This window comes from Belliella buryatensis, from assembly GCF_900188245.1.
GTDB lineage: Bacteria > Bacteroidota > Bacteroidia > Cytophagales > Cyclobacteriaceae > Belliella > Belliella buryatensis.
On the sequence record NZ_FZOK01000027.1, the window covers coordinates 1 to 13,653 of the forward strand.

Below are 13,653 nucleotides of genomic sequence, written 5' to 3' on the forward strand. Positions count from 1 at the left end.
ATGCTTAATTGTTTGCACTCCTAACAGGACTTAAAAGCCTCCTATTCCATTCCAGAAAAATAACTTTTGACGGGGGTCAGTTTACATCACCAGCCGGGGGTCAATTTGCATCACCAGCTGGGGGTCAATTTAAATCGTCAGAAGGGGGTCAACTTCATCATTTTTTGCAATAAAATAACTGTATCTACTTACGAGAATATTAGCGAGAAAATTAATATTCAAATTGAAGCTATAAATGATTCAATAGCAAACGAAACTATAAATATTCAACCAATGAGTAAACAGTTAGAAGAAGCCCTAAATATTGTCCCTTCGTTAGCTTTGTTTTTTGAAACAGGTGACGGAGAGATAAAAAATAAAATATGTGGTTCGATCTTTTCAAATAAAATCAGATTTTCAAATAAAGAAGTTCGAACCATAGAATGGAAGCCTTTTATGGAAGATATAAAGCTGATAAATAGAGAGTTACAAAATATAAAAACAAAAAAAGCCATCATTTCTGATGGCTTGTCAAGTATGGCTCCCCCTCTTGATAGAAGCTGCAGCTGATAAATGATAATTTTGACTTGAAATTCATGGGGAATTTACTTCACCCTCTCAGGTACCTCCTACTTCATGATAATTTAAAGGAAGTTAAAGATTTATAACTTTTCGGAAATTTACGAAAGGTTATTGGTTCAACCTGATTTCATAGCTACCTGAAAGTGCTTGTGTCCCGGCTAATCGTCCACTTGGGGGTGTAGGGATATTGAATGTTAAGATCAACTGATTGCTGGTTCTCGTGAATGTGATATCAACCCCTGAAGCAGGTTTGCTACCGCTAAGTTTGATCTTATCAAAACTATTGCCGACAAACTCCCATATTCCCGAAGACTCAAATAAATCGTCTCCATTTGTGCTGCTAAATGTCTTTCCCGAAACATTAAACCTCAGGGTAAACCCCTCAAAAAACCTGCTTTCATCTAAATTATTTCTTCTTATACTTCCCCCATTAGCAATGGAATAGGTAGTTCCCGATGTACCAGCAAGACTTTCTATTGCCAATTCTTCTGCAGTCTTTATAGGAATAGGATCCTCCTTTTCTGAAGAACAGGACATTCCCATAACAATCAATAATAGATATATCAATAACCGATTTCTCATCTTATCTCTCAATTATAAATTTCAAAACCTTTAAGGATCTTTCAGAAGATATCCTAATAAAATGAATACCATTACTTAATCCACTCGTATCTATCCGGAGACTTTTTCCTGAGTATTCAACAGTATTGATAACTCCCATACTTCTACCAGTGGCATCCACTATCTCAAGAACAAATTCATCAGGATTTATCATCTTCTGAAAATCTAAAGAAAGGGAGTTTTTAGCTGGGTTTGGAAATAATTTAATGTCTGATTCTTTTTCAGGATTGATAGTTGGGGTAGATAAAATCACATCTACTCGTACCTTTATTTCAGCTGTTGCTTCATTCCCACTGGCATCCTTTACCGTGTAAATGATGGTTTGTTCCCCGTTATCATCTCTGGTGAATTCAGTTTTGGATAATATCCTCTCTACAATCCCACAATTATCCGTACTTCCTTCATCGATGTCTTCCCACTTGAGTATTGCCTTGCCTTCAGAATCAAGTTGGATTGTGTAGTTATTTTTTAACTTTACGACAGGTTTGATTTCATCCAATACAGTAACTTTTACTTCTGCTGTAGATTCATTACCTGAGGCATCTCTGGCCGTGAAAACGATAATATTTTCTCCAAGGTCTGAACAGGTGAAGGTTGTCCTATCAATAGCGATACTTTCCAGTGCCGTATCGTCAGTGGTACCATCATCGACATCTTCAGCCGAGATAACAGCATTTCCATCTTCATCCAAGCGTATTTCAATATCCTTGACCCTGATAACAGGTGGAGTAGTGTCTTCATCTATTACTGTAATTTTTCCATATTGAACAAAAAGCTCTACACTTTTTCCTGATGGATCAGAACCTGTAACATTCTCGAATTTCAGATCGTAAACTCCGGCATTGGAAAAGGTAGCGGGGATTAAGATAAGTTCTTTATCTCCAATATTTATGGTACGGTTGCTAAGTGAAAAGACCAATACTCGAATGCTGCTTTCATTAAGTCTAGATACGGAAATCTGATGGCTGTCCTGTACAGGACCCAAAAGTTTTATCTTTGAAACATCTATCGTAGCCAAAGGAGCAACCACCAAATCGAATTGCAGGGCAGATAATTCAGTTTCGAAGTTTGATTTTACGTTAAGGTTGACTTCTTGATTAATTGGAACTGTTTGTGGGTTGATGTAAAGAAGGTTTCCATTGATTACTTGAAATGACAGCTGGATTTCTGCATTTGGTTTATTGATACTGTTATTAGTCAGCTGGATCATCCCTGAGAAGGTTCCCACAGCTTCAGGATCGTAATTGAATGTAAGGGTTTTAGAACTATTCCCAGAAATTGTGACAGGGACTGTACCTATATAGGTCAAACCTGATATGCTAGAACTGATAGCTGTCAAGATAAGGTTATCCGCTCCGTTATTATTGACAGATAAATTGATGGTTTTTGGAGTACCCAGAATTACAGTCTCAGTATCCAAGTTTGATGGGAAACCTATAATTGGTGAGCGGTCATTAATAAGCACTGTAATAGTATGAACACTGGCGTTCCCATTAGCATCCTTTACCGTGTAAGTGATGGTTTGTTCCCCATTATCTTCTCTAGTGAATTCAGTTTTGGATAATATCCTCTCTACAATCCCACAATTATCCGTACTCCCTTCATCTATGTCTTCCCATGAAAGACCGGCATTTCCTCCCGAATCAAGTTGAAGCGTGATAGTTGACTTGGCTTGAATCACTGGTTTCAGATCATCTACCACAGTGACCTTTACTTCTGCTGTAGATTCATTACCTGAGGCATCTCTAACTGTATAAGTCATGGATATTTCTCCAAGGTCTGAACAGGTAAAAGTAGATTTAGATAGTATCCTCTCTACAATCCCACAATTATCCGTACTCCCTTCATCTATATCTTCCCAAGAAATACCGGCATTTCCTCCCGAATCAAGTTGAAGCGTGATTGTCGATTTGGCTTGAATCACCGGTTTGATTTCATCAACCACAGTAACTTTTATCTCTGCTATAGATTCATTACCTGAGGCATCTCTGGCCGTGAAAACGATAATATTTTCTCCAAGGTCTGAACAGGTGAAGGTTGTCCTGTCAATAGCGATACTTTCCAGTGCTACATCGTCAGTGGTACCATTATCGACATCCTCAGCCGAGATAACAGCATTTCCATCTTCATCCAGGCGTATTTCAATGTCCTTGACCCTGATAGCAGGTGGGGTAGTATCTTCATCTATTACTGTAATTTTTCCGTCTTGAACAAAAAGCTCTACACTTTTTCCTGATGGATCAGATCCTGTAACATTCTCAAATTTTAGCTCATAAATCCCAGCATTGGAGAAGGTAGCGGGGATTTCAAGTAAATCTCTAACTCCTGATTCAATTGTACTATTCGCCAGGGATACTATTATAAAACGAGTTCTTGAATCATTTACTCTGGATATGGAAACCTGATGTGTTTGGGATACACTACCAATCAATCTGATAGCTGAAATATCCATTTCAAAGATGGGAGAAGAAACGATGTCAAATTGTAATGCAGCAATTTCTGATTCAAAAGAAGATTGTAAGGGTATCTTAAACTCTTCCCCGGTATCAATTGTAGCTACTGGTAAGCTTAGAAAATTTCTGCTCGATACAGCAGCACTAAAAATAACAGCCTGATCAGAATTGTTGCTACTATTATTCTTTATTCTGACAGTTTCTGTAAACACTCCCAGTGATTCAGGTGTATAGGAGAAAGCCAATGGAGATGAACTATAAGGATCTATTGTAAAAGGGATTTCACTTATAAGTGTCAATCCAACCGATGAAAGATTTACATCATTAATCACAAGGGTTTCAGCACCATTATTTTTAATCGGAAGTTCTAAGGTTTGGGAAACTCCCAGAGGAATAGTTCCGAAATTTAAATTTCCCTGGATTTCAATGATCGAAGATGTCACCTGAACGGAACCTTCCCTCAATGTAGAAAAAAGAATTTCTTCACTACTTGAGCCAGCGACGACATTGTTCACCCGTAAATTGTAAAAACCAGGTGATGCATTGACATTGAAATCCAATTTTAAAAAATGCTCATCAATGATCGGAAAAAGGGCATTACTGGAAGAAAAAACCAAACAGGTGACTTTATTCCCTTGTTGGGAGACCATTACTTGATGATCTGTTTGAAAATCCCTTGAAAAGCGAATCGAATTAGGAACCAGGCTAAATTCCGAAGGCAAGTTGATTTCAAATTGTAAGGCAGAAAAATTTTCTGTGTTGTTTAAGTTGACATCAAGTGTATAGGTGTCACCAAAGCGTGAATTTCCTGAGGATAAGGTTAATTCATTGATAGCATAGTAAGTGGCTACTAAATTGAGAGCATGAATGTTTTTAGCATCATCATTTGTAGTAATAAGAACATTACCCATTTGCAATCCTTTAGAAGCTGGGACTGCCTCCAAGGTAATCACTTGATTTTGCCCTGCTTCAATTTGCAAAGGAAGAGAGCTGACTATACTGAGTCCTGTAAAAGGAAGTTCGATCTGATCGATGATTAAACGGTCAGTTCCCGTATTTTCTATAGGAATGTTTAATTGCGTTACCTCACCTATGGCAACTCTACCGAGATCAAAATCTGTTTGAGGGAAAAATGCCTGAGGGCTTAAGGTGGTATGATTTCCAGTCTGTATACTGGGAGTAATAGCTTCTTGATTGAGGTTGATCAAACTAGCCTCTTTGATCTCCCATGTTTTGATATCAGGGATACTTTTGGTCAGGAAACTGAAATTAATAATCTCCGTACTGGGGAAATTTACTGGGCTTTGGTTGGTAGAGACAGCTACAACCCGAAGCGTATTGGTACCTATTTGTCCGACTCCGACTGACCAATTATTTAATGCCGTAGCTTTTGTAAAGGATTGATAGGATAAGCTATTGGAGAAAATAAGGTCAAACTGAAATCCAATGATATTTTCTGCATCCGAAATCAAGAGAGGTACATTCAATACATCCCCTGGCCTAGATTCAGTCGGATTGATTTTCAGTTCCGCTTGTTGGGCAAACGAGAAGCTTGCCCAACAAGTGGCCCATAAAAAAAGTAAAATTGCCTTTTTCATGATGTTAGCTTATGGGATATACATCATTTTCTTGGCACTTGACATTTGTACACCATCTGCACCCTTGACCAATACCCTGTAAAGATAAACTCCTCGTTTCATGCCATTTCCTTGGACTTCAAAGGAATATTTTCCAGCACTTTGATGCGATTGAGTCTCCGTTATCAGGGTCTCACCCATAATGCTATACACAAGGAGTGTAACATCAGAAGGAGCACTGATGGTGTAATGGATGGTGGTGGATTGACTGAATGGATTAGGACTATTCTGAAACACTTGGAAGTGTTCAGGTCTTTGTTGTTCAGGGGAACGGTAGTTAACAGTTGTTAGAATAGGCTTGCCTCGTTCACCGGCTGTAGTGATGGCAAGCACTTCCGGCATAGCCCCTTCGAAGCTCAGCAGGGGTATTTTTCCACTTGGAATTACATTTCCTCCAAAATTAAATAAGAGCAAGACCAAACTGCTATCTGTTTCATACTGTATGCTTTCAAATTGTCTAAAGGCCTCGTGTACGGTATAAGGGGTTCCTTTCTTCCAGTTTTTCACTTCAAGTTGAAGACCTGCTATCGGTTCATTGGAATCCAATACCATTCCTTCTTCGTCAACCAACAAAGTGGCCTTGGCAAGATTTAAGGAACCAAATCCTGTGGAGGCCGAACTAGGATTTAATATTTTCGAAATAATTTGTACTACATCTAGCACATTAATTGTCCCGTCTTCATTGATATCAGCCGCTTCATCGATAAATGGACGAGGGTTTTCACCGATGATATGGCTGATGGTGCTGACTACGTCCAATACATCGACTTTCAGGTCACCATTGACATCTCCCTTTTCAGCAGTTAGCGCAACGGCAGAGATAATTTTCGAGAAATCAGACTCCGTAAGATTAGTACGTACAATTTTATAGCCATAGAAGTATTGCTTACCTGGGATAACTTCTAGGTCTTCAAAATGCTCTTGATTCAACAGCTGACGGTTGATTTGTAAGGTGTCTGTAGGTAGTAATGTGTCTCCTACTTGGATATATTGATAGCGATACATATTATAACCCAATAAATCAGACACTTCTTCTTCCGGCGATGCCCAATCTAAATTGATTCTCCCAAGTCCCGGTGTGGCAAAGAAATCTCCAGATAGAGATCCAGCAGCATCCACCAATACATTAAACCTTGAATCTTCTATCGGGATATCAAACCATTCCAGATCCCGTGCACCTTCCACGCGAAGTCTATTGATACCATCTCCTGTTCCAACGCCAACTTCTAAATAGGCTGTATAGATATTTCCTGCTTCATTCCATGCACCATCTTGACTGATGGCTGTCTGGGTATAGGGGAAGCGAACACCCATAGAAACAAAAGGAGGTCTGGTTTTATCCATTTCCCGATTGAAGTACACTTCCACTTTATGTCTGCCTACTCCTAAAGGATCTAAGATTTGGTATTCGTCTTGGGCATCTATGTTGTTAATTAAAACTTTCCATACGTGACCATGCGATTGGGATGACGGCTTAATTAAAACTGGCATAAATAAAGCAATTGGTTTTTCGGAATTTTTAAAAAAATCATGAACTGAAGATTGAATTTTCATTGAGTCTACACTCCCAAAATAATTTCCTGAAATATCTCTAAAGCTTGAGTTTCCCCAGCCTAAGTCAAAATTAAGAAGTTTATTTTGGGAGACATTGTTATAGAAAGAATTACCTTTTAAACTTTCTTCATAATTTGAGAATGTGAAAAAACTCCCCCAATTTGAAATATTATTTGAAAAAACATTATCATTAATTGTTGAGTAATCACTTCTATCATTATACACATTTAAGTTAAAATTATTAATAAACATAACTCTTAACATTTCACTATGTATATAAGGATTTCCACCTCCAAAAAAATAGTTTTCTTTTATTTCAGAGTCTCTAATAAATGAAGTATTTATCGGTAATTTCAAAGCTACATGAAGAGTTTGAAAAGTAGAAAACTGGATTTCCAATAGGCCACTTCCTCTAAGCCCCATATCATCACAACAAGAATTATATGGTAAACCGATGAATTTAATTCTATTATTATATGACCCTATTGATACTAATTTTCCTCGAACATCAATAGACTTACCAGGATCAAAATAAACGGTCGTGCCTGGCTCTATTGTTAAAGTTGCATTTTCAGCTATGCGCATATTTTCTACCACCAAATACTCCCGGTCCGCAGTCCAAGTGACGTCTCTATCAATCAAACCACCAACCTTTGTTCGGTTGTAAACTGTTATTACAAGATCTTGCTCAATATTACTTTTTCCACCAATATCCCAAATACTTACCTTTAGACTAATATCTCGATCATGCATAAGGTCATTTCTTAATTTAAGTTGAAAAGGCTCAGATTCATTTTTTCTTAAGGCATAGGGGGAAATACTTCCTAGAAAAACAGTATCTTTTAGAAACTCTACTACAGTAGTATCCTCAAATTCCTGAAAAGAAAGCGCCATATACACGCCATTTGATTGTCCCCATGTGTTACGGACTGTACCGATAATATCAATGGTCTCCCCTGCATCTGGCCTTCCATCTCCATCCCCCCCTTCGCTATCTTCAATTTCAAAAGTCACGAACTCCAATCGGGGTTCGGGATTTGTATTCAGGGATGCAAATAATTTCAAAACCCCACCTTCAGCGGAGTTGATCAGGTTACCAAACAACAACTCTTTAGAGTCCTCAGGTCTTTCTTCCATATACAAACTTACCGCACCTGCCACATAAGGAGCAGCCATGGATGTTCCGTTTAATGCCCTGTATTGCCCGTTGGGAATGGTGGAAAGTACGCTGATACCAGTTGCTTTGATTTCATAGTTCCACAAGTCGGGATATCTCGAAAAAACAGGGCCATCCTGATCAAAATTAGAAAAATTCCCTATTTGCCCAGCCCCATTTTCCTGTACACCGATTACAAAGGAATAAGCAGCCGGAAACATGGGAGCGCAACCTATTCCTGGACCTATACACCTTCCATCATTCCCAGCTGCGGCTACTAATACTGCTTTTGAATAGGCAAAAGCTAAAGCATTGCGCATGGTGATGGATTCTGCATAGCCTCCGAAACTCATATTGATAACCGTTGCTCCATTATTCGCAGCATAAAGAATGGCCTGAGCGAGCGTACTTGCATCTCCACGTCCAGAACTTTGTAGGGCTTTGATAGGCATAATCTTGGCATTACAGTTGACACCTGCGATGCCGATGCCGTTATCGCAGACTGCCGCTAAGATACCTGCTACGTGGGTGCCATGTATATTGTCATCCATGGGATCGTTATCATTGTTGATGAAATCCCAGCCCCTGAAGTCATCCACAAAACCATTTCCATCCGTATCGTTATTGTTTGGGTTTGCTGACTCTTTGGGGTTAGTCCAAATATTTGCAGCCAAATCTGGATGGTTGTAATCCACTCCCGTATCGATTACGGCGATTACAGATTTACCATCCCCTCTGTTTGTTTGCCATACTTGATCAATCTGATGTCTTTGAATACCTTCTTGGCTGGAGAATAAAGGGTCATTGGGTACAAATGATTCATTTTTGGAAAAGGGATGCGTATTCCGCATCAAGGGCTGAAAGCTAGGTTCAGTTACCTGATTGGAAAAAATATAATTAGGTTCGGCATAAACCACTTCATCGCTTTCATTAAGCGCTTGGATTAAATCATACATTTTGAATTGATCTTTTTCCGGAAGCTTCACTTTAAATGTTCGCTGAAGATTGGCTAGTTGAATGTCTTTACCTGTATACGCATTGCGTAGATTGGGTAGAGATTTGCCTGCATAATCTTCTAAATCAGGAAAAAGTATATCTAGCTTATCAACAGCGAACTCTTGAAGAATCTGGTCTATTTGAGAAACTCCCATTCTGGCATTTGGATAATCTACCTTCTTAAGGGGTACATTATCTTTTAACAAAAAAAGAACTTCACCTTTTTCAAATTCAGGCATAGGTCTGCTGTTATTTGATTGAGCGAGTATATTTGTCGCTATAAAGAAATTCATTAGAATGAAACCCATGAAAAATTTCAAAGATTGATTTGATCGTCTCATTGTAAAATCATTATAAATTGTAAGCGAAGTTATTGATTTTCATTAATTTCTATAACTAAAATAAACTAAATAATTTTATGGGTATTATTTCGGACGGATCTTGATAACCATTTTAATCGTAAAAAAATGAAAAGTCAATAATACCTTCTAAACCTTGAGTCAGTAATTTGTGTTGAAATTCAGTGAGTTAGATTTCTCAGCTGCAGCTTGGTACTTTTTGTCAAGATGAACTTTTAAAAAAGCTGCAACCGTCCAAAAACCTTATTTAAATGAAACTGGAGGGGTTAAAAACAAAAAAAGAGGTCGTTTCTGATGACTTATCAAGTATGGCTCCCCCTATTACAAAGGCCGCAGCTGATAAATGATAATTTTGACTTGAAATTCATGGGGAATTTACTTCACCCTCTCAGGTACTACCTACTTCATGATAATTTAAAGGAAGTTAAAGATTTATAACTTTTCGGAAATTTACGAAAGGTTATTGGTTCAACCTGATTTCATAGCTACCTGAAAGTGCTTGTGTCCCGGCTAATCGTCCACTTGGGGGTGTAGGGATATTGAATGTTAAGATCAACTGATTGCTGGTTCTCGTGAATGTGATATCAACCCCTGAAGCAGGTTTGCTACCGCTAAGTTTGATCTTATCAAAACTATTGCCGACAAACTCCCATATTCCCGAAGACTCAAATAAATCGTCTCCATTTGTGCTGCTAAATGTCTTTCCCGAAACATTAAACCTCAGGGTAAACCCCTCAAAAAACCTGCTTTCATCTAAATTATTTCTTCTTATACTTCCCCCATTAGCAATGGAATAGGTAGTTCCCGATGTACCAGCAAGACTTTCTATTGCCAATTCTTCTGCAGTCTTTATAGGAATAGGATCCTCCTTTTCTGAAGAACAGGACATTCCCATAACAATCAATAATAGATATATCAATAACCGATTTCTCATCTTATCTCTCAATTATAAATTTCAAAACCTTTAAGGATCTTTCAGAAGATATCCTAATAAAATGAATACCATTACTTAATCCACTCGTATCTATCCGGAGACTTTTTCCTGAGTATTCAACAGTATTGATAACTCCCATACTTCTACCGGTGGCATCCACTATCTCAAGAACAAATTCATCAGGATTTATCATCTTCTGAAAATCTAAAGAAAGGGAGTTTTTAGCTGGGTTTGGAAATAATTTAATGTCTGATTCTTTTTCAGGATTGATAGTTGGGGTAGATAAAATCACATCTACTCGTACCTTTATTTCAGCTGTTGCTTCATTCCCACTGGCATCCTTTACCGTGTAAATGATGGTTTGTTCCCCGTTATCATCTCTGGTGAATTCAGTTTTGGATAATATCCTCTCTACAATCCCACAATTATCCGTACTCCCTTCATCTATGTCTTCCCACTTAAGAACTGCTTTACCTTCCGAATCAAGTTGGATTGTGTAGCTATTTTTTGACTTTATGACAGGTTTAATTTCATCTACTACATTTACACCAACTTCTATACTTGACTCATTACCTGCAGCATCTCTTGCTGTGAAAATGATGATGTTTTCTCCGAGGTCGGTACAGGAGAAGGATGATTTGGAAAGTAAAACTTCTTTGAATGTACAATTTGGAAGATCCGAGGATAGAAATTCTTCAAAAGAAAGATTTATAACTCCATTATCAGGTAAAGGAATAGTAAGATCTTTAAGATTAAATGAAGGATATAAGATGAATTTAAAGTTGGCCTTGGTTATATTTCCAGCATGGTCAACTACTTCAATATCGATTTCATTTGTCCCTAAATTTGAACAATTAAAATTTGTTTTAGAAAGCTTTATTGAATCTATTCTGACATCGTCAAAAGTGCCATTATCTAAATCTTCAAATTCAATTGATAATAATTGATTTTCGTTTAGTTTAAAGCTTGAAATATTTTTTAAAAGTACTACTGGGGGAGTAATATCTTTTACAAAAACAATTAAATTAGTTCCAATAAATGGGTGATGAATTATTTCAGCAATTCCATCTCCATCAATATCTCGAATAAAAAATTTTGCCCCCATATTTTCTGATTGTTCATTGATCGAGTAAAAAGGAAATTCAGCTGTATAAGAAAAATGTCCTATTTCTTTGGTAATGAATTTTCCATTTTGAAATTTAAAGTAAACTAAGCCTTCATAATCAGGTTTCCAGTAGCCATTGAAACTACCTCCCCACCCATTACTTATTTGCCATTCGGTAAATTTTTTATCAGCAAAAAAAACAGGAATTAAATCTTTATAACCATCTCCATCAATATCTTGAAATTCTAAGGTTGACACAGCAGCAGTCATTCTACTAGTACTATTTTCGGGAATAAAACTATTCGTGACATTGGTAATTGTTCCATTCGAAATCTTGAGGATAAGTATTTCATTGAAAAAATCATCTTCATCATCTACCAAGTGATCAGCTCCAAATCCTGTAGATCGGTAGAGGATAATTTCTTCTTTGCAATCAGCATCCAAATCTGCAGTATAAATATCTTTTGTTGCCAATCCAAAATTTGAGGCTAATTCAGGTATAAAAATTGGGTTTGAGATATTAAATGTACCATCTCCATTACCTAATAGATATCCTATTTTTCCTGAATTTTGACCAATAGATCCTGAAAAAAAGTAATCAAGATTCCCATCCTCATTAATATCTATCAAAAGGTTTGGACCTTCGGGCCCAGTTGAATATCCGAATTGATCCTCATTGAAAAAGGTTCCAAGGAAGTTCCCATTACCATCATTAATTAAAACGTTAAGTTGTCTCCCATTAGAGGTTTGAACCGAAAGCACTAAATCTATATCACCATCGTTATCTATGTCGCCTATCGCATGACCAAATACTGAAACGAAAGGATTCCCATCATTATTTAAATTTTCAATTTTTTCATTAGTGATATCAAAATATCTGCCATTTTCGTATTTATAATACCTTATTGGTCTAGCCCCCCATTCGTTATAATCTTTGTTTTCAATAAAGCCTAAATCCTTGAATACATTTTTAGCTAGATTTTTTTCCTCCCCATCTGGATAATCAATAAATGCTGAATGATAATGTTCTCCTAATGTAACTAATTCACTTATCCCATCCCCATCAAAATCCGCTACTACAAATAGGTCTGCGTTATGAAATAACTGATCGGGTTTTTCTCTATCCTCATTATAAGCAGTTATAGTCCAATTAGGATTAAATTTTAAATAAATAGGACGTCCATTTCTCCCAATGTAGAATTGAGAATTGGTTCTAGAACTCCATATTTGATGTTGTTCTCCTACCAAGTCCAAAATACCATCATTGTTTAAATCAATAAAATTAAAATTTTTTTGATTTCCCAAAGGGAAAAACTGGTCTGGGCCGATAATTGAATCTTCATGGGCAATAGCTCCTCTAACCTTTGAAAAATAGTAATAGGGAACATAACCATTTTGTGGATCACCCTTATTAGGTTGCCATTCTAATTTTCTAATGATCCGAATTTCTAAAGTATCTATTATTTTATCAGATTGATTACTAGACTTTAATTCTACAGGTATTTTAAAAAGATCTTTTTTAACTTGCTCAAGAGATTTTTTAAGAATAAGCTTTTTGGAATCATTTTGATCAAAATATTCTGATTCAGATTCAATTTTTATTGTATATAAATCTTTTTGAATCGGATTTAGAATTTTATCAGTATGGATAAAATCGCCTACCACCATATCTTCTAAAATTGAAATAGAATTATCTAATAATATCCTAGACCAAGTACAAATATCTCCAATACCATCATTATCTAAGTCCTCTTGGCCAGGGTTATAAAGATAGGGGCAGTTGTCTAAATGATCAGGAATTCCATCATTATCTGAGTCTAAATCTCCACCATTGAAAAGTCTATTTGATTTTAAACTATCTTCAAAACTTAATTGGGAGATTTCATAATTTTTAATTTCAAATGGTTTTATCCTACTTTCAAATGATTGAAGTTGATCTCCAGTAAAGAAATATAATTTACTAGATAATAGATTAAATGATAAACTTAATCCAAGAATTATGAAAATTATTTTTTTCATATAAGGGTTGCTTTTGAGTGTAAGATTTTTAAGATAGATTTTTGTAGTTCTGAATACAAAAAAAATTATATTTTTTATGTTTCACAGATATGTTACATACATGAAACATATTTTTCATTTTAAAATTAAGATGAAATTTAGTTAATTAGTTAGAAAAAAACAAAGGCTCTAGGTGGAATATAGTGGGTAGTCGAATTTGAGTTTTCCAGAGATGAAGTAAATCATGTTGATAAAGTTGGAGATATTCCTATAACCTCT

At 36.6% G+C, this 13,653-nt stretch carries 6 protein-coding genes; 1 reads left to right on the top strand and 5 read right to left on the bottom strand.

The window, feature by feature from the left end:
• Window positions 1–105: 105 nt before the first annotated feature.
• Window positions 106–549 (top strand): hypothetical protein, encoded by a 444-nt coding sequence (locus CHB66_RS17045; protein WP_170932524.1) that lies wholly within the window; start codon window positions 106–108, stop codon window positions 547–549.
• Window positions 550–669: 120 nt separating this feature from the next.
• Here the strand turns inward: CHB66_RS17045 and CHB66_RS16490 are convergent, their stop codons facing one another.
• The 5 genes from CHB66_RS16490 to CHB66_RS16510 form a co-directional block, all read right to left on the bottom strand.
• The gene (locus CHB66_RS16490; RefSeq protein ID WP_089242518.1) at window positions 670–1,098 is read right to left on the bottom strand and encodes a hypothetical protein; all 429 of its coding nucleotides are present in this window, start codon (window positions 1,096–1,098) and stop codon (window positions 670–672) included.
• 46 nt (window positions 1,099–1,144) lie between these two features.
• Complete coding sequence (locus tag CHB66_RS16495; protein ID WP_089242515.1) at window positions 1,145–5,233, bottom strand: choice-of-anchor D domain-containing protein; 4,089 nt, start codon at window positions 5,231–5,233, stop codon at window positions 1,145–1,147.
• A 9-nt stretch (window positions 5,234–5,242) separates the two neighbouring features.
• Window positions 5,243–9,286 carry a S8 family serine peptidase gene (locus CHB66_RS16500; RefSeq protein ID WP_170932525.1) on the bottom strand — a complete coding sequence of 1,348 codons (4,044 nt, stop codon included), beginning with the start codon at window positions 9,284–9,286 and terminating at the stop codon, window positions 5,243–5,245.
• A 511-nt stretch (window positions 9,287–9,797) separates the two neighbouring features.
• Window positions 9,798–10,226 (bottom strand): hypothetical protein, encoded by a 429-nt coding sequence (locus CHB66_RS16505; RefSeq protein WP_089242518.1) that lies wholly within the window; start codon window positions 10,224–10,226, stop codon window positions 9,798–9,800.
• 46 nt (window positions 10,227–10,272) lie between these two features.
• Window positions 10,273–13,395, bottom strand: coding sequence for an FG-GAP-like repeat-containing protein (locus tag CHB66_RS16510; protein ID WP_089242517.1), 3,123 nt, complete (start codon window positions 13,393–13,395; stop codon window positions 10,273–10,275).
• Between the last annotated feature and the right edge of the window lie 258 nt (window positions 13,396–13,653).